This window comes from Acidovorax sp. Root267 (assembly GCF_001429215.1).
Classification (GTDB): domain Bacteria; phylum Pseudomonadota; class Gammaproteobacteria; order Burkholderiales; family Burkholderiaceae_C; genus Acidovorax; species Acidovorax radicis.
Window position 1 is genome coordinate 398,766 of the sequence record NZ_LMJC01000012.1, and the last position, 17,552, is coordinate 416,317.

Consider the following 17,552-nt stretch of genomic DNA (forward strand, 5'->3'; position numbering starts at 1 on the left):
AAAAATGCAGCGGCCGCCCTGTGAACCCTTGCCGGAGCTCACTCGACGGGCGTGATGTCCTCGCGCGCCGCGTAGGCCAGCCCCACGCGGCGGTACAGGCGGCGCCAGCCGAACACGTACACCACCACCAGGGTGGCTGCGAGCGCCAGCCAGGGGCTCCAGGGGCTGGACGCTACAAAACGCCACGCCCAGTACAGCTCCGCAAAGCCCATCAGTGCGAAGGTGCCCAGCCCGATCCAGGGGCCCTCGGCCCGCCAGGCCGCGACCGAGACGAATGCATGGCCCACCAAGGCTGCGAGGCCCAGCAGCAGGTGGGCCGCCAGCGCCAGCACTGGCCGCTGCTCGAACCACCCCGCCATCCCCCGGAGGGTGGGGGGCGTGTCTGACTTGGCGGTCAGTGCTGCCTGCATCACAAACGCTGCCAAAAACCCCTTGTGCTGGAGCCTGCGTGCCGTGGTGTCCTGGCCTCGCAGGGCCGAGCCCACCACGCGGCGCGACAACCAGTCGCCCAGGTCGCCACCCGCGCGTGGCGGGTCTTCTTCCTGTGCATCCGGGGGTAGCTGGGCTATCGCTTCGCGCGCCTGTGCACGCAGGGATTCGGGCACGTGTTCCAGCGCGCTGGGGCTGCTGCGCAGCGCGTGCGCACAGACAGCGACGGTGCGCAAGGCCTCGGGCACCTGCTCCAGGTGCCAGCCACCGTCCTGCACGTGGGCGATGCAGGCGTCCTCGCTGAGCATCCCGGCCGGTATTTGCGCAAAGCTTTTCACACCCTGCCGCAGTGCGGTGGCGTAGCGTGCGGGTGTCATGAGCCGCTTGGGCACAAAGCGCACGGTGTCTTCATCGGCGGCCAGCGCGGCGTCCACCATGGCGTGGGTGATGCGTTCACGCGGCACATCGGCCAGCGTGCGCGGGTGCGACTGCAGCTGTGCAATCAGCGTGGCGTCGTCGGCTGCATGGGCCTGGGTTTGTGCCAGGCTTTGCAGCCAGCGGGTGTCCTCGGCATCGTCCCATTGCGCGGTGTACGGGGACTGCAGCGACAACACCGTGGAGGCTTCGAGTGCGGCCTCCTCGGTACGGCCCAGCGCTCGGTAAACGCTGGCCAGGATGTAGCGCGGATGCTCTTCGTGGCGCACGCGGTCGAGGCTGAGGCGCGCGTCGGCGATGGCGCCTTCAAGGTCACCCGCCCACAGCCGCACCCAGGCGCGTTGCACATGCCAGTGGCTGCCCTCGCGGGGCTCGCCGTCCCGGTGGGCCTGGGCCAGGTCGTCCTCGACGAGTCGGGTGGTGACTTCCTCGCGCAGCGCCGCGGGCACGGAGGGAAACATGTCCCAGCGGTCGTGCAGTGCGGCCACGCACACATCCACGCTGCGCAGCGCCAGTGGAATCTTGTCCAGCGATAGGCCGTTGGCGCGCGCCGAGGCCAGGCACAGCGCGGGGGTGAGCATCCCGGCCGGGATGTGTTCGATCAGGCAACCATAGTCGTGCCGCACCGCGCGCTCGGCCAGCGCGGGTGTGATCTTGTGCGGGTCGATGTAGCTGATGTTGTAGATGTCTGCTTGCAGTGCAGCCTGCTCCACCGCATCGGTGCGCAGCCAGTGCGCAAGGTCCTTGAGCGGCGCCTGCGCCCGCACGGCCTTGAGCGCCAGCTCTGGCGTGAGCAGGCAGCCCCATACGTCGCACAGGCTGTTGTGGTCCCAGGTGGTGGGAATGCGGCTGTTGCGCTCGTCGCGCCAGTCCCATTCGGGCTGGCCGGCATACAGGCTGCGTGCCAGGGCCAGGGCTCCGGCGGTCATGCATTCGGGCGGGATGTCGGCAGCCTCTCGCAGGCCCCGGCGCACCAGTGCTTCGAGCCGCGCGGGGGTCTGCCAGGCCGGAGGCACATATTCCAGCGCTGCCACGTTCGCGGCCAGGGCGGTGTCCACCATGGCATCGTCCAGCCACTGCGCCGGCACATGGGCGATGGCGTAGCGGTCGCTGCGCACAGCCTGCAGCCACCCGTCACGGGTCTGGGGCGGATTCGCGGCCGATGCGTCATCGGGCGGTTGGCTGTGCAATGCCGGGCCATCGCTGTCGGGACCTTCAGGCTCGTCGTCGTCGCTGGGCGGTGCCGTGGCGGGGGCCGCCGTGCGGGTGCGCTGCGCCAGTTGCAGTGCGTCGATGCTGGGCGCGGCCATGAGCCACAGCTCCCACCACACATCGCCGTCGCCCGAATCCGAATGCTTGTACAGCGTCAGCCACTGCTCGCGCGCCTCGTGCAGGGCTCCGCCGTCGCCTGGCAGGGGCTTGGCCAGCGCCACAGGCCAGGCCTGGGTGTAGTCGCCCCGTCGGTGCCAAGGTGCGGCGTGCTCCGGGTTGGGGTCGGCAGCGCCAAAGCGCACGGTCAGCTGTTGCACCATGGCCAAGCGGGCTTCGTCCACCGCGCGGTTCAGGTCGGTGCACAAAAACTCGTAAGGCCCGTTGTGCGACTCGCTCAGGTAAGCGCGCATGACCCGCCGCACGACCACGGTGCGGTCGGCCTGCATCTGGTCGGGGTCTTTCGCCTCGTCGTCGTCATCCTCCTCGCCGTCGGCGGGTTCGTCGGGCGCGAGTTCGTCGCCTGCGGCCAAGCGGTGCAGCCGGGCTTCGGCATCGGCCAGCAGGTCCATGGCCAGCGGCACGATGCCGTCGAGTGATTCCAGGTTTTCCAGGTGCTCGGTGAGCGGCGCGTTGAAGAACGGGCCCGGGGGCCAGCAGTTCTCGCGCACGCCGCTGCGCCACAGGGGCGTGCCCTCGGCGTCTAGCAAGGCCACCTGCTGTCCGTCGTAGTGCGCACGCCAGGCGACGGTGCCCTCGCCGTCGATAAAAGCCAGCTGCCCGTCGCGGGTCAGAAAGGGCACCAGCGGCGTGTCCGGCGGGTGTCCCACCAGCCAGCCCTCGCCATCGGTCAGCGGCTCCAGCAAGTGGTCGGGGGCGGGCACGAAGCGCCCGTCCGGGTGCAGCAGGCCCCAGTGCGCCGGGGCGGCTGCCATGGCATCGGCCGCACCCTTGCGCACGGCGGCGGCGGTGCGCACCACGGCGTAGCCGCTTTCCGCGGAGAAGTCCGTTCCGTAGCTCAGGGGCGGCGTCGCAAGGGGCTTGCCGTCTGCCATGAGAAAGCCCGTGCCGTCATAGCTGTTGGCGGCCACGCCGCAGGCCATGCGCCGCGAGAGGTGGCGCCCGCCCTTCACAACCGCCTTGCCGCGCGCGTTGAGGTAGCCATGGCCGTTGTCCCAGGCGTTGGGTTCGTCGAAGAAGGCCAGGCCCTCGGCGTTGAAGGCGTCGATGCGCGGGTAGCGGGGCTCCAGCACCCAGCGGCCCTGTGCGTCGATGAGGCCGTAAGTGTCGCCGTCCAGCGAGGCGGCTGTGGCGCTGGATTCGCCAAAGGGCCGCGCTTCGCGAAAGCGTGGCTCGATCACCCAGCGCCCCGTGCGGTCCACGAAGCCCTGGGTGCGCTGGTTGCCAGCCTTCTTCCACAGCGTGGCGCGCGCCAGGCCGTTGGCGCCAAACGGGCTCAGCTCGTGGAACACCTCGTCACCGGTGGTGTGCCCCGCGCGGTCAATGATGCGCCAGGCATCCTGGCCAATCTGCACCGCACACAAACCGTTGCGAAACGGCTGGGCGTTGTCGAACGCGGGGGGGATGACCACCGTTCCCGCCAGGTCCACGAAGCCCCAGCGTCCGCCGTCGCAAAAACGCGCCAGCCCATCCTCGGAAAAACTGCGCGCGTTCTGCAGCGTGGGCGGCACACGCCATCGGCCTTCGCCATCGATGTAGCCCCACAGCCCGCTGGCAGCCCGGGCGGCGCCAATCCAGCCGCCGCTCCCGTCAGCCCAGAAGCGCAGCACCTCGGCCAGTCCTTCGGGGGGCACCACGGCCCGGCCCGGATGGACGATGACCAGCGCCAGGGTCTGGTGGCAGGGCGTGAGCGGGATGCTGGCCAGCCAGGGGGGTGTCGGTTCGGTGTCGTTGTGGCTGGTCATTGTGTGGTCGGGGTCCCTCGCGGGGCATCCTACCGAGGCATATCGCGATGGCCGGTAACCATTTGCACGGCTTGGCGGATACGCCACAGCGGTCTTCACCGAAGGCCTTGACGACCCTCTCCAGCCTGCCAGACATCTTTTTTCTAGGTAAAAACCCTCATTCGGTCCCCAAGATGTCGATCTGCCGCAGGTTCGTTCGTCGTGGTGGTGAAGGCCACGGATTTCGCCATGGCCCGCCACTGGTAACCCGAGGAGAACCACCATGCGATTCATGATCATCGTCAAAGCCACCACGGAATCTGAACAAGGCTGCATGCCCACTGCGGCCCTCATGACCGAGATGGCCAGCTACCACGAAGCACTGGCCCATGCCGGCGTGTTGCTGGACGGCAGCGGCCTCAAGCCCAGCGCACAGGGCTGGCGCGTGCGCTACAGCGGCAGCAGTCGCACCGTGACCGACGGGCCGTTCACCGAAACCAAGGAACTCATTGCGGGCTACACGCTGATCCAGGTGCGCAGCCGCGATGAGGCACTGGAATGGACGCGCCGTTTTCCCAACCCACGCGGCGAAGGGCTGGATACCGAGATCGAAGTGCGCCAGCTGTTCGAGATGGAGGACTTTGCGGGCATCGACGGCGTGGAGCAGTTCCGCGACCTGGAAGCCCTGCGCGGCTGATGTCGCACCCCGTTTTATTCAGAACATCTTCAAGGACCACACCATGATCAAGACCATCGCCCTCGTGCTGCTCGCCGCCATTGCACTGCTGCTGGCCTACGCCGCCACCCGCCCTGACACCTTCCGCGTGGAGCGCAGCCGCGTGATCCCCGCGCCGCCAGAACGTGTGTACGGACTCATCCACGACCTGCGCCAGTTCAACACCTGGAACCCGTATGAACGCAAGGACCCTGCCGCCAAGGGCCAGTACAGCGCCACCACCACAGGCCCCGGCGCGCGTTATGCGTGGCAGGGCGACAAGGTAGGCACCGGCAGCATGGAGATCGTCGACGCCACGGCTCCTGCGCGGGTTGCGATGAAGCTCGACTTTGTGGCCCCGTTCGAAGCCCACAACCAGGTCGAGTTCACGCTGAAGCCCGAAGGGGCGGGCGGCACACGCGTCACCTGGGCCATGCAGGGCCCTGTGCCCTACCTCGCCAAGATCGCGCACCTGTTCTTCAACATGGACCGCATGGTGGGGCAGGACTTCGAGGACGGCCTGACCAACCTGCAGGCCGTGGCGCAAAAACCGGCGGCCTGAACGGCGCACCTTTGCCAAACCTCTTGTTTCCCTTTACCTTCTCACCCCTTCAGGAGCCTCCCATGCACAAGCAAATCTTCGTGAACCTGCCCATCGAAAACATGGCCCGCGCGCAGGCGTTCTTCCGCGCGCTGGGCTACGAGTTCAACCCCGATTTCACCAACGAACAAGGCGCCTGCCTGGTCGTGGGCGAGAACCTGTACGTGATGCTGCTGGTCAAGGACTTCTACCAGACCTTCACCAGCAAGACGATCGCCGACGCACGCACCACGTCCGAGGTGCTGGTGTGCTTCTCGTGCGACAGCCGCGAAGAAGTTGACGCCCTCGTTGCCAAGGCCGTGGCGGCGGGCGGCACCTCGCCGCGCCCGGTGCAGGACCTGGGCTTCATGTACTCGCGCAGTTTTGACGACCTCGATGGCCACAGCTGGGAGTTCGTGCACATGGTGGATGCCAGCAAGGCGCTGGGCTGAGCGTTCATCGAGGCCACCAATGCAAAACCCCTGCAGTCCCGATGCCGATGCCAGCGCCGATGCCCTGCACCGCACCATCGATTCGGTGTGGCGCATCGAGGCGGCGCGCATCATCGCCAGCGTGGCGCGCATGACGCGGGACGTGGGCCGGGCCGAAGAGCTGGCGCAGGACGCACTGGTGGCCGCGCTGGAGCACTGGCCCACTACCGGCCTGCCTGCCAACCCGGCGGCATGGCTCATGACCACGGCCAAGCGCCGTGCCATCGACCACCTGCGCCAGCACGCCCTGCACACGCGCGAGAACGAGGCGCTGGGCCACGACCTGGATGCGCTCGAAGCGCAGTACGCGCCCGACGTGGTGGACACCCTCATGCACGCACAGCAGGACGACATTGGCGACGACCTGCTGCGGCTGATCTTCACCGCCTGCCACCCCGTGCTGCCCACCGAGGCGCGCGTGGCGCTCACGCTGCGGCTGCTGGGCGGCCTCACCACGGTCGAGATCGCGCGGGCATTCCTCGTGCCCGAGCCCACCATCGCGCAGCGCATCGTGCGCGCCAAGCGCAGCCTGTCGGCCGCCCAAGTCCCGTTTGAGGTGCCCGGCGCGGCCGAGCGCACGCCGCGCCTGGCCTCGGTGCTCGAAGTCATCTACCTCATCTTCAACGAAGGCTATGCAGCCACGGCGGGCGACGACTGGATGCGGCCCGCGCTGTGCGGCGAGGCGCAGCGCCTGGTGCGTGTGCTGGCCAGCCTGGTGCCCGACGAGCCCGAAGTGCAGGGGCTGGTGGCGCTGCTGGAAATCCAGGCGTCGCGCCTGCCTGCGCGCACCAACGCACAAGGCCAGCCTGTGCTGCTGATGGACCAGGACCGCGCGCGCTGGGACCCGCTGCTGGTGCGCCGGGGCTTGGCGGCGCTGGACAAGGCGGAGCAGCTGGCGCGCGCTGGCCATGCCTGGGGGCCGTATGCCCTGCAGGGCGCCATTGCCGCCTGCCATGCGCGCGCGCGCCGCGCGCAAGACACCGACTGGCACCACATCGTGGCACTGTATGACGCGCTGCTGCAGGTGGCGCCGTCCCCGGTGGTGGCGCTCAACCGTGCCGTGGCGGTGGGCATGGCCCTGGGGCCAGAAGCTGCGCTGGCCTTGGTGGATGAACTGGCCGCAGAACCCAGCCTGCGCCACTACCACTGGCTGCCCAGCGTGCGTGGCGATCTGCTGGCCAAGCTCGGGCGCCAGGCCGAGGCCCGGGGGGAGTTCGGAAGGGCCGCCGGCCTGACGCGCAATGCCCAGGAAAAGGCCCTGCTGCTGGCCCGAGCGGCTGCAGTTTCGCCAGAATGAAACCCCGTCCTCACTGACACGCCGTTTCGACCATGCCACACCCCACCCTTGCGTTCCCGCTGGAAGGAGGCTGCGCCTGCCGCCATGTGCGCTACCGCATGGAGACCGCGCCGCTGTTTGTGCACTGCTGCCACTGCCGCTGGTGCCAGCGTGAAAGCGGGGCCTCCTTTGCGCTGAACGCCATGATCGAAGCCGACCGGGTGACGCCGATGGTGGGTGCGGTGGAGCTCATCGACACCCCTTCAGAAAGCGGTTTTGGCCAGAAGGTCGCGCGCTGCCCCCATTGCCAGGTGGGGGTGTGGAGCCACTACGCGGGTGCGGGGCCGCTGGTGGCCTTTGTGCGCGTGGGCACGCTCGATGCGCCCGACCATCTGCCCCCCGATGTGCACATCTTCACGGCCTCCAAACAGCCGTGGGTGGTGCTGCCGCCCGGCACGCCGGCCGTGGCGGAGTACTACGACCGTGAAGCCCTGTGGCCAGCGGCCAGCCTGGCGCGCCGGCAGACCTTGCTGCCGCGCATTGCGGCGTACCGCACGGCGATGGGGCTTGACCCCGCCTGAGCGGGCCGTACCGGGTTCCCGGTGAACGTTGGCCTAGCGTCGCTTGCGCTTTTTGATCAGCTGCCCGGATGGGGTGGCCACTTTGGGCGCCAGCCCCAGCGCAGCACGCGCCAGCGCATCGGCCGCTCCATTGTGGTGGCGCGGCACCCATTGCAGGTCCACCTGCGCAAACTGCCCCAGTGTTCTGTGTGCCTCGTCAAACAGCGGCGCCAGCCGCTCGATGGGTGCCACGGCCTGGGCGCCCCGCTGTCCTGGGGCGCCCAGTTGCTCTACCAGCACGCTGCTGTCGCTGATTACCTGCACTGTGGTCGAAGCCGCAACCACCTGTTGCTCCAACCACTGCAGCGCCCGCAGCAGCGCGCGCAGTTCGGCCTCGTTGTTGCAGCCGGAGAACGAGGTGGCTTCGGAAATGCGGTGCTGCGGGGTCCCATCAGGCCCCACCAGCAACGCCCCCAGTCCCATACGCCCCGGGTTGGGCACGGCACTGCCGTCGCAATGGACCACCCAGTGGGCGGGTTCAGCGGCCACGGCTTATTTGTAGAACGCTTCTACTTTGCCCTTGAGCTTGATCATCAGCGGCTGGCCCTTGCGGTCCACCGTCTTGCCCGCAGGCACCTTGACCCAGCCTTCGCTGACGCAGTATTCCTCGACATCGCTGCGGTCCTTGCCGTTGAAGCGGATGCCGATGTCGTGCTTGAACACCTCGGCCACATGGTGCGGGCTACGGGGGTCCACCGACAGATGGTCGGGCAGGGGTGGTGGCGTGGTGGAGGTGGTGGCGTCGGTCATGCAGAAGGCTCTGTGTGAAAAGGCAAGAGGAAAGGAAACAAAAAACGGAAAGCGCGGATTCTCCGGGATTTGGGGCCGCAGCGGCTCGCAATGCCCCTTGAACAGGTGCCTATCGCCCCATCGGGGCCACGCCGATCAGCCAGGCATGTGCCCAGAACGCAAAGCCAGCCCAGGCCAAGGCCCCCACCACCACAGCCACGCCCGTGCCCGCCGCAGTGCCGGGTGCGTAGATGGTGTTCTGCGCCCGGTCGCGCTGCCGTGCGGCGCGAAAGCTCAGCACGGCCCACAGCAGAAAACTGCCAAACAACAGCACATCGGCCAGGTTGCCGTTGGACAGCAGATGCGCCAGCGCCCACACCTTCACGCCCAGCACCATGGGGTGGTGCAGCCGGGCCTTGAAGGCATTGCGCGGCACATAGGTGGCGGCCAGCAAGACGAAGGCCATCAGCGTCAGCAACGCTGCGGCGTGCCGCATGCCCAGGGGTGGCACCCACAGCACCACGGGCTGCTGCCGCGCCAGGCCATAGCCCCAGACGATGAGCGCCAGGCCCACGGCTGATGCCAGCGAATACAGCCCTTTCCACGGCCCCTCGCCCAGGCGCGCCAGCGTTTGCGTGCGCCAGCCGTCGGCCACGATGCGCACCGAATGCACGCCCAGAAACAACACCAGCCCAAGCACCAGAAACCACATGGCAAAGCCTTTCATCGAGGATCGAATATTTCGGATTGCGTTGGCATCTGCCCGGCTAGGTGGTCGCAGTGCCTGTGCATCAGTATGCAGGGATTTTTCGGAAAAAATATAGCAAAAAATGCCGGTGGCGCTTGTCCATCAAGCGCTGATAGCTATTATTTTGATAGTGATTGGCCCTGCGTGACAACGGCAGGCCTCCATCACACCACCGCATGCTGCGCCAGCAGCGCCCCCACCTTGGGCTTGGCGCATCGCTGCAGCGTTTGCAGCAGCGCGTAGCTGGGCTCCGCCACCCGCCAGCGCGTGCGCAGGTCGTGCTGCATGCGCGCCAGCAGCGCCGCCGCCATCTCTGCATCGGCCAGCGCCCGGTGGGCCTGCCCCGTGCGTGGCAGGCCGTGGTAGTCCACCAGCGTGCCGAGTTTGTGGCTGGGCGCCTGCGGGTACAGGCGCCGTGACAGCAGCACGGTGCACGCAAACGGCTGCGGCGCGGGCAGCCCCGCCAGGGCCAGTTCGGCCTGCCAGAACTTGCTGTCAAACGACGCGTTGTGCGCCACCATGGGTGCACCGCCCACAAAACGCGCTGCGTCCTGCATCACCCCTGCCGCATCGGGCGCCGCGTTCACCATGGCGTTCGTGATGCCGGTGAGCTGGGTGATGAAGGACGGGATCCATACCCCGGTTTTCAGGAGGCTTTGAAACCGGTCCACCACCTGCCCTTCTTCCAGCAGCACGATCGCCACCTCGGTCGCGCGTGCGCCCTGGCCCGGCGAGATGCCGGTGGTTTCAAAGTCGATGACGGCGATGGGGGGCATGGGTGGGGCGCGTGGCTTTGGGGGACATATTGTCCGCGGTGTGGGTCGGGCCGCCTCTCATCGGAACCAGGGCTCCAAGATACAGGACAGGCTCGGGGCCCTTGCCGCGAGGGCCTTATGATCTTCGCTCTTCAAATCGTCCGGTTCAGCTTGAGAGGTTGTCGGTAAGGCGCCGACATGATTGACCTCTCTACCTGGTTGCAGGGCTTTGTGCTTGGCTTGGGCGTGTTCATTTGCCCAGGCCCGAAGGATGTCCTGATCCTTCGCGAAGCACTGCGTGGACGCTCTCCGGCCCAGCTGATTGCTGTGGGCTGCGGCAGCGATGCGGTGCTGATTGCCCTGGGGCTTCTCGGGCTGTCTGCTGCGCTCCAGGCGGAACCTGCATTGCGGTTGGCCGCGCAGGTGCTTGGCATTGCGCTTTTGGTCCTGCACGGCGGGTTGGCGGTGCGCAACGCCATGCGTGCCTGTCCTGCCGCGTCATTGAATGCCGTCGCCGCAGCGGCCTCGGGGTCGCACGGATTGTTCCAGCTTCTGTTCGTGTCGTTGCTCAATCCAGCGGCTTGGCTGGACACGGTACTGATCATCGGAGCAGTGGGCGCAGCGCTGCCGGCAGAGACCCACTGGAGCTATGCCACGGGCGCGGTGAGTGCCTCGCTGGTGTGGTTTTCGGTATGGGTTTTGGGCGCACGCAAAGCGCAGCGATTCATGGGGGCCTCCAGCGCATGCCGAGCGTTGGATGCCAGCATAGCCCTGGCGATGTGGGGGATGGCCCTCTGGATGTCCTGGGATCTGTGGTGAAACACCTGGGGATGGCCCGCATGATTCCCTGCGGTCTGTGATCGCGCGGCGTTGGGCATCTCGGCGTCGGCCAATGCCCGGTGGGCCTGGCCCGTGTGCTGCAGCCCTGCGGGAACGCGTGCCCTACACTGCCCATCCCTTTTTCTCGACGGATCGAGCGGAGCAACGCATGAAGAAGAACGGCACCGATTCAGCCTGGCTCAAGGCGGCACTGGACTATATGCCGCAATGGCTGGGCCTGCAGCTGGAGCGCTTCCGCCAGCCCGGGTGTTCCGTGGCCATCGCACGCGGCGGCGAGACCCTGGCAGAGCTGGCGCTGGGCGTGGCCGATATGCGGACTGGCAAACCCCTCACGCCCCGGCACCGCCTGCGCATCGCGTCGCACTCCAAAAGCTTCACGGCCACTGGGGTCATGCTGCTGCGCGAGCAAGGAAAAATCGGCCTGGACGACCCCATTGGCCGCTATGTCGATGGCCTGCACAAGGACCTGGCCCAGGCGCGCATTGGCGAGCTGCTGTCGCACGCCGCAGGCGTCACGCGCGACGGCCCCGATGCGGGCCAGTTCCTGGACCGGCGGGCCTTTCTCTCCCGTGCAGAACTGCTGGCGGACCTGCGCGACAAGCCACCGCTGGAGGCGGGGGTGCAGCTCAAATATTCCAACCACGGCTATGGCCTGCTCGGGCTGATGATGGAGCAGGTCACAGGCACGGAGTACGTGAGCTGGATGGTGCGCCATGTGATTGATGCTGCAGGCCTGCAGGAAACGGTGCCCGACATGCCGCGCCTTGCGCGGGGTGCCCCGATGGCTGTGGGCCACAGCAGTGAGTTTCCGTTCGGCCAGCGCCTGATCGTGCCTGGCGACAACGTGTGCGACGCCATGGCCCCGGCGGCCGGGTTTGTGTCCACCGCGTCGGATGTGGCCCGCTTCTTTTCGCAGCTGGCGCCAGACAGCAAGCACAGCATCCTTTCGCCCGCCAGCCGCCGCGAGATGGCGCAGCGCCGCTGGCGCGACCCCTGCAGCGTGTTCGAGTCCCACTACGGGCTGGGCACCATGCTCAGCGCGCCGGGCCCCCGGGAGTCGGTGGGCCACACCGGCAGCCTGCAGGGCTTTCTTTCGCGCACTGCGCGGTATCCCTCCCTGGATCTGACGGTGACCGTGCTGACCAACGCGCTGGATGGCCTGTCGTCGGAGTGGGTGGAGGGCATTGCCAGCATCCTGTTTGCGTTCCAGCAGCACGGCGCGCCTGCCAAGAAAGAGGCCGCCTGGGCGGGGCGCTGGTGGAGCCTGTGGGGCGCCAGCGATCTGGTGCCCATGGGCAATGTGGTCTGCCAGGTGGTGCCAGCGATGTTCGTGCCGTTCCACGCAGGAATGACCGAACTGGCCGTCACGGGGCGCGACGCCGCGATCATCCAGAAGGCCTCGGCCTACGCCAGCCCGGGCCAGGCGGTGCGCCGCGTGCGCGATGCCCACGGCGTGCCGACCGAACTGTGGGTGGGCGGCTCCAAGCTCCTGCCCAAGGACGCGATGCTGGCAGAGGCCACCCAGCGCTATCGCAAGAGCAAGACGCGCCCGGGGCGCAGTGCCTCGCCGCAATGAGCGATGCGCCCCCGCGCATGCGCAATGGGCGCGCAGTTCCGGCGAATACTGCAGCCATGAAAACTCCACAGCTCGCCGTGCGTTTGGGTCGGAGCCTCCTGCGCATCACCGGGGCCCTCGCCGCCGTGTTCGGCCTGCTCCTGGCCGCCATCCTGGTGCACACCACCATGCCTGGCAGCTCATACCGTGGCGCGCTTCCGGCTGCCAGCGCGGACCAGCAGACGCTGGCGCAGGAGTTGCGCCGGCATGTCAACACCATTGCAGCGCAGGAGCACAACGTCCGGCATCCTGCAGCCCTCGAAGCCGCTGCAAACTATCTGGAGTCGGAACTGGCGTCTTACGGCTACCAGGTCCGGCGCCAGGAGTTCCAGGCGTTGGGCGTGAAGGTGCGCAATCTGGAGGTGACCGTCCCTAGCCAAAGCACGCCTGGCCAGCGCGTGATTGTGGTGGGCGCCCACTACGACTCGGCGCACGAGACGCTAGGCGCCAACGACAACGCCACGGGCGCCGCAGCGGTGCTGGCGCTGGCCAAAAGCCTCAAGCCCCTGGGTGCCACGGCGCAGTCGGATGTGATGTTGGTGCTCTACACCAACGAGGAGCCGCCCTATTTCAAAACCTCGCTGATGGGCAGCCATGTGCATGCCAAGGCGCTGAAGACCCGGGGCGTGCCCGTGACGGCGATGCTTTCGTTGGAGACCATGGGCTATTTTTCGGACGTTGCCGGGTCCCAAAAGTACCCTTGGCCCCTGAACCAGTTCTACCCCACGCAGGGCGACTTCATTGCCTTTGTGGCCACCCCTGGCGACCTGGGGCTGGTCCGCAAAGTGGTCCGGTCCTTTCGGTCCCACGCTGTGTTTCCGTCCGAGGGCATTGCGGCTCCCAGGCGCATCCCGGGGGTGGATTATTCAGATCACGCTGCCTACCTCGACGAAGGCTATCCCGCGTTGATGGTGACCGACACCGCCCCCTATCGCTATCCGCACTATCACACCCGCCAGGACACCCCGGACAAGGTGGATTTCGACCGGCTGGCCCGCGTGGTTCAGGGGCTGGAAGGTGTTGTGCGCGATCTCGCGCAGCAGCCCTGACGCGCTAGAGACTGAGCGAGTCGCGGGGTGGGCCGAGGCCATCGCATATCGTGGCGAAACCCTCTTGTGCGAAGAGTCTTTTTCCGGCGCCCTGTAATGGCCTGTAATCGTCAGCCAGCCTTCTCCTGCCTACATTGACTCTCCCGGCCCGGCACATCGTCGAGCTTCATCTTTGAGGAGATCCACATGGCTACCACCGTCACCATCGCCCAAGACGCCACCCGCGAAATTGACCTCGGCAATTCCACCGGCATGAGCATTGCCGCTCCGGGTGCCAAGGCCAGCGTGCATGTCGACTATCAGAAGCCGGCGGGCTCCGGAAACTACAGCAGCGCGATCAAAGGATCGGCCGGCTATGGCAATCCGTTCAACGTCTCCGCAGGCGGGACCAAGGCCGTTCCCAAGACGGATCTTGAATCCGAGCATGTCAGGGTCGGCGCCCGCGATGCCGGCATCACCGTCACCTACTGAAAAAGTCTTTCGCGAGACCGCCGATCCTCCTGCCAGCGATGAAGCGGCTGGACTTGGTGGACAGAGGGTCTGGTCCCTGCGAAAGGGTGGGTGGCGTAGCGGCGTCCCCGTTCATTCCGGAGGGTGGATTGTTCAGTCCACGCGGCCTTGCAGCAGTGGAACGCGGGCCTTCTCGGAGAGCCTACGCCGTGAAGGTGTAGTCCACCGGCATGCGGCGCTCGTACACCGTCTGGCTGGAGGCGTTTTTCATCAACAGCCTGAGGCTGTTGACGGTGCAGGGGTCGATGATGGTGAAGTGCTTGTGCACGACCCCCGTTTCGACCTGCCGACCCGTGGTGCCTTCGTAGGTCATGTTGGCCTGCGTTTCTGGGATGACCCAGATGTCCAGGCCTTCCACTGCGTTGATGTCGTACTCGACGTCGACATCGATGCGGGTGCCTGCCTTGACCGTGGCGGGGGATGGAATGGACAGCCGGATGCCGGTGATCTCAGACCCTGTGCCGTCATTCTTCTGTGCCTCGTCCAACACGGCCTCTTCGTAGGTGTAGTCCACGGTAATGGCCTGGTTGAATACCTCCACGAAGTCCTGGTTCTTGACCACGATGAACAGCTCGCGCACGTTTCCGGCCTGCGTGAGGTGCACGGAGCGGCTGACACGCCCGGTGCCGGGACTCAGGCAGTCGCGCGAGCCCTCGTAGATGGAGTCGTAGGTGGTGTCCAGGATCTTTACCCAGGCGTACAGCGGCTCCCGGGGGGCGCTGTAGTGGTAGTCCATGGTCACGGTGATGGGGGCGTTGGCCTGCAGCACGCTGCCCGGCGGCGGCGAAATGGTGATTGCGGTGATCCGCAGGTTGGTCTGCGTATTGTCCTGGCGCTTGGCACGCCGCACGGCGTAGAAGATCAACCCGATGGCCACCAGGCCCGCGACGGTGATGTAAACGTTCTCCACGTGAATTCCCTCCCGCATTGCAGCTGCTGTTTCTGCTGCGCCTGGGTGTTGGCCTGCGTGGGGCGGCGCAGCTCCCGGGCGAATTATGGTGGGGCGTGGATGTGCCGGGCTCGGGTCGTCCCGACGCGGTGGTGTCAGCCCCTGGGATGCTCCAGAAAAAACCGCAGCATCTCCTGCGTGGCGCCCACACCGCGGGGGTCGGTGTGGCTGCCGCCCGCGTGCCCACCGGCCCAGGCGTGCCCTGCGCCGTGCAGTACCCAGTGTTCTGCCACGACCGGGCTGGGCAGTGCGTTGGCTGCGGAGGGGCCGCCCGCCAGCGCATACACCTTGCGTGTGTAGCCCTGCCCGCTGGTGGACCGGCCCTTGTGCACCGTCTCCACCGTGGTTTGCCCGCCGCCCGGGGCCGTGGCGAGGGCCGAGAGCGTAGCCTCGATCAGCTGTTCCCCGTTGTGTGCATGCACGGTAGGGTCTGCATCGCCATGGAACACGATGAGGGGTGGCGGTACAAGCGCAGGGGCGCTGGCAATACCCGCGGCGGAATGGTCTGCAGCCCCTGGTTTGGCCCCATTTTTCATCGCCGACAGCGCGCCCATCACGTTGTGCGCCGCACCTGCCTGCAGGCCGGAGTGCACGCCCACGGCCGCAAACACGTCAGGGTATTCGCGGCCCAGCAGTGCGGCCATGGCGCCGCCGGCCGACAGGCCTGCCACGTAGACGCGTTGCGCATCGACGGGGTGGCGCGCCATCACGTCGCGCACCATGGCCACCAGCAAGGCGGGCTCGCCGCCGTCCCGGTGCTGGTCGCCGGGGCGAAACCAGTTCCAGCAGCCGTTGGGGTTGGCGCTGTGGGGCTGCTCGGGGTACAGCACCAGTGCGTTGGTGGGGGCGGCCGCGTCATTCATGCCCGTGCCGGTGGCAAAGTCCACAGGGTTCTGCGTGCAGCCGTGCAGCATCAGCACCAGGGGCATGGGGGTGTCGGCCGTGGCGCCTGGGGGCACGTACAGGTGGTAGTGGTGCGGGTGGTGCCGCAGGCCGGGGTGAGCAAACGCAACGCGGGTGAAGCTTCCGGGCGGCTCCGCCTGCGGGTGGTGGTTGGCCGCGGGGCGGGATGTGGTGGGTGCCTGGGCCTCGGCCTGGGGTGGTTGGGCGCTGCGGTCGATGACCACGGCGTCTTCCACATCCTCTGTGGCGGTGGTTCTGCGCCAGGGTGAGACATCTCCGGCTGCGGGTGAAGGCGCTTGCAAGGGTGTGGCGCCTGCGCTGGCAGGTGCCGGGGCGTTGCCGTGGCGTGCCACAGCCCCGCCCAGGGTTTGCTGGATGGCGCGGGTTGCATCGGCCAGGTGGCCGCTGCGCACCAGCTGGGTGGCTTCGCCCATCAGGCGCTTGAGGTTGAGGTTCCAGTCCATGGGGACTCCTTGTGTGGGTGGGCGCGCCAGCGGCGCGCTGCGGTCCGGGTCGGTGGTGTTCAATGCATGCGCCCTACCAGGGCGGCTTTGACCGCTGCACTGGCATGGAACGCGCCCAATACCGTCACTGAGGCAATCGTGGCCTGCGCCAGTGCGGGCGGCACGTCGTCGTCGATGCTGGCCAGGCCCAGCACGCGGACCTCCAGCGCCTGGCCTGCCGCCTGCACGGCCTCCAACTCCGCCCGGCCAAAGCGTTGTAGCCCGAGCACAAGCATCTTGCGGGCCACCACCTGGCGCACGGCATCGTTCTGGGCGGTCAGCTGGTTGCGGATGGCGGTGCGGATGAAATCGGTCCGGTTGGCGTAGAAACCTTCCGACACCAGCAGATCGATGTGCCCCAGGTCCACGAAACCCAGGTTGATGGTGACTTTCTCGGACTCAGGCACCTTGCTGCGCGGGGGGGCGATGGGAACGATGTTGTTCATCAGTGAAACTCCATTTAACATCCATGGGGATGGTGTATGGATGGCAATTGGATGCCGCAGTGCAAGGTTTCAAGTGCCGTGGCCAAAAGAAAAGGAGCCCTGGGGCTCCACGGTTTTGGCGGGATTTGCTATGAAATATGTAGCTTTCAGCGCTTTACACCAAAGCGCTGGAGCCCATTTTTCTTCAAATTCCGCGGGCAACGTTGTTGTTGGCAGCGGTGGAAGGGCGGCTGCCCCACCTTGGGGATAGAGCCGCTCCGGGCGCACCACCCACCGCTCAATACAAGGTCACTTCCTTGTGCTCGCCCAGGCTGCGCGGTGGCTCGCCGGTGATGGCAGCCTTGGCCATCTTGAAGAGCTGCACCATCTTGCTTTGGTCCACATCCCAGTACTCGGCGTGGCGAATGCGCACCGCCAGCAATGCCAGGTTGGGGTCAGACACCCCGCCCGGGAACCATGCCTTGGCCATGGGGGACCACAGAGCTTCCTTTTGCGCGTGGTCGTCCACCACGCGGGCCTGGCCCGACAGCGACACATAGCTGTCGTCGTCCGGGTTGGCATACGACACATTGACCTCGCCATCGGTCAGCAGGCGTTCATACAGTTCGCCAGACTTGGTGATGAAGAAATACAACTCGTTGTTTTCGTCGAACTGCCGGTTTTGCGTGGTGAGCGGGTGCGCATGCAGCATGCCCGTGGAGGTGCGGTGCGTGAGCATGCCAAACCGGATGTCCTTGATGAGTTTCCACAAGGTTTCGTGGGCGGGGGTAGGGTGTTGCATGGGGCTTTCGGGGGATGGATGGGTAGATACGACTCTAGGCCGCCCGTGCCATGCGCCGCGTCGTC

General features: G+C 66.9%; 18 protein-coding genes. 9 read left to right on the top strand and 9 right to left on the bottom strand.

Going from position 1 to position 17,552, the window contains the following annotated elements; genetic code table 11:
• Nucleotides 1-38 precede the first annotated feature (38 nt).
• A complete protein-coding gene (locus ASE39_RS11350; protein WP_057271192.1) occupies nt 39-3,998 on the bottom strand; it encodes a WG repeat-containing protein in 3,960 nt (1,319 codons plus the stop codon).
• 262 nt (nt 3,999-4,260) lie between these two features.
• Between ASE39_RS11350 and ASE39_RS11355 the strand changes: the two genes are divergently transcribed.
• The 5 genes from ASE39_RS11355 to ASE39_RS11375 all read left to right on the top strand — a co-directional run bounded on the left by ASE39_RS11355 (nt 4,261) and on the right by ASE39_RS11375 (nt 7,620).
• The gene (locus ASE39_RS11355) at nt 4,261-4,674 is read left to right on the top strand and encodes a YciI family protein (RefSeq protein WP_057271193.1); all 414 of its coding nucleotides are present in this window, start codon (nt 4,261-4,263) and stop codon (nt 4,672-4,674) included.
• A 43-nt stretch (nt 4,675-4,717) separates the two neighbouring features.
• Nucleotides 4,718-5,254 carry an SRPBCC family protein gene (locus ASE39_RS11360; protein ID WP_057271194.1) on the top strand — a complete coding sequence of 179 codons (537 nt, stop codon included), beginning with the start codon at nt 4,718-4,720 and terminating at the stop codon, nt 5,252-5,254.
• A gap of 62 nt (nt 5,255-5,316) precedes the next feature.
• Nucleotides 5,317-5,724 carry a VOC family protein gene (locus ASE39_RS11365; protein WP_010464999.1) on the top strand — a complete coding sequence of 136 codons (408 nt, stop codon included), beginning with the start codon at nt 5,317-5,319 and terminating at the stop codon, nt 5,722-5,724.
• A gap of 19 nt (nt 5,725-5,743) precedes the next feature.
• On the top strand, nt 5,744-7,060 hold the full coding sequence (locus ASE39_RS11370) for an RNA polymerase sigma factor (protein WP_057271195.1): 1,317 nt from the start codon (nt 5,744-5,746) through the stop codon (nt 7,058-7,060).
• A 32-nt stretch (nt 7,061-7,092) separates the two neighbouring features.
• Nucleotides 7,093-7,620, top strand: coding sequence for a GFA family protein (locus ASE39_RS11375; RefSeq protein WP_057271196.1), 528 nt, complete (start codon nt 7,093-7,095; stop codon nt 7,618-7,620).
• A 33-nt stretch (nt 7,621-7,653) separates the two neighbouring features.
• On the opposite strand, the gene ASE39_RS11380 is transcribed toward ASE39_RS11375, so the two are convergent.
• The 4 genes from ASE39_RS11380 to ASE39_RS11395 form a co-directional block, all read right to left on the bottom strand.
• The gene (locus ASE39_RS11380; protein ID WP_082615401.1) at nt 7,654-8,148 is read right to left on the bottom strand and encodes a ribonuclease HI family protein; all 495 of its coding nucleotides are present in this window, start codon (nt 8,146-8,148) and stop codon (nt 7,654-7,656) included.
• A 3-nt stretch (nt 8,149-8,151) separates the two neighbouring features.
• A complete protein-coding gene (locus ASE39_RS11385; protein WP_010464995.1) occupies nt 8,152-8,409 on the bottom strand; it encodes a DUF3297 family protein in 258 nt (85 codons plus the stop codon).
• A gap of 109 nt (nt 8,410-8,518) precedes the next feature.
• Complete coding sequence (locus tag ASE39_RS11390; protein WP_029414192.1) at nt 8,519-9,100, bottom strand: NnrU family protein; 582 nt, start codon at nt 9,098-9,100, stop codon at nt 8,519-8,521.
• Between the two features lie 200 nt (nt 9,101-9,300).
• On the bottom strand, nt 9,301-9,912 hold the full coding sequence (locus ASE39_RS11395) for a 3'-5' exonuclease (protein ID WP_057227811.1): 612 nt from the start codon (nt 9,910-9,912) through the stop codon (nt 9,301-9,303).
• Nucleotides 9,913-10,110: 198 nt separating this feature from the next.
• On the opposite strand from ASE39_RS11395, the gene ASE39_RS11400 reads away from it, so the two are divergent.
• From ASE39_RS11400 to ASE39_RS11415, 4 genes are all read left to right on the top strand, one after another.
• Complete coding sequence (locus ASE39_RS11400; protein WP_242421413.1) at nt 10,111-10,710, top strand: LysE family transporter; 600 nt, start codon at nt 10,111-10,113, stop codon at nt 10,708-10,710.
• A gap of 169 nt (nt 10,711-10,879) precedes the next feature.
• Complete coding sequence (locus ASE39_RS11405; RefSeq protein ID WP_057271199.1) at nt 10,880-12,307, top strand: serine hydrolase domain-containing protein; 1,428 nt, start codon at nt 10,880-10,882, stop codon at nt 12,305-12,307.
• A gap of 56 nt (nt 12,308-12,363) precedes the next feature.
• Nucleotides 12,364-13,395, top strand: a complete 1,032-nt coding sequence (locus tag ASE39_RS11410) for a M28 family peptidase (RefSeq protein WP_057271200.1) — start codon at nt 12,364-12,366, stop codon at nt 13,393-13,395.
• A gap of 186 nt (nt 13,396-13,581) precedes the next feature.
• Nucleotides 13,582-13,866, top strand: a complete 285-nt coding sequence (locus tag ASE39_RS11415) for a hypothetical protein (RefSeq protein WP_057271201.1) — start codon at nt 13,582-13,584, stop codon at nt 13,864-13,866.
• Nucleotides 13,867-14,047: 181 nt separating this feature from the next.
• Here the strand turns inward: ASE39_RS11415 and ASE39_RS11420 are convergent, their stop codons facing one another.
• The 4 genes from ASE39_RS11420 to ASE39_RS11435 all read right to left on the bottom strand — a co-directional run bounded on the left by ASE39_RS11420 (nt 14,048) and on the right by ASE39_RS11435 (nt 17,487).
• Entirely contained in the window at nt 14,048-14,815 is a 768-nt protein-coding gene (locus ASE39_RS11420; RefSeq protein WP_242421414.1) for a hypothetical protein, read from the bottom strand.
• Between the two features lie 134 nt (nt 14,816-14,949).
• Nucleotides 14,950-16,221, bottom strand: a complete 1,272-nt coding sequence (locus ASE39_RS11425; RefSeq protein WP_057271450.1) for a PHB depolymerase family esterase — start codon at nt 16,219-16,221, stop codon at nt 14,950-14,952.
• Nucleotides 16,222-16,280: 59 nt separating this feature from the next.
• A complete protein-coding gene (locus ASE39_RS11430) occupies nt 16,281-16,706 on the bottom strand; it encodes a hypothetical protein (protein WP_057271203.1) in 426 nt (141 codons plus the stop codon).
• 277 nt (nt 16,707-16,983) lie between these two features.
• A complete protein-coding gene (locus ASE39_RS11435; protein ID WP_057271204.1) occupies nt 16,984-17,487 on the bottom strand; it encodes a pyridoxamine 5'-phosphate oxidase family protein in 504 nt (167 codons plus the stop codon).
• Nucleotides 17,488-17,552: the final 65 nt, after the last annotated feature.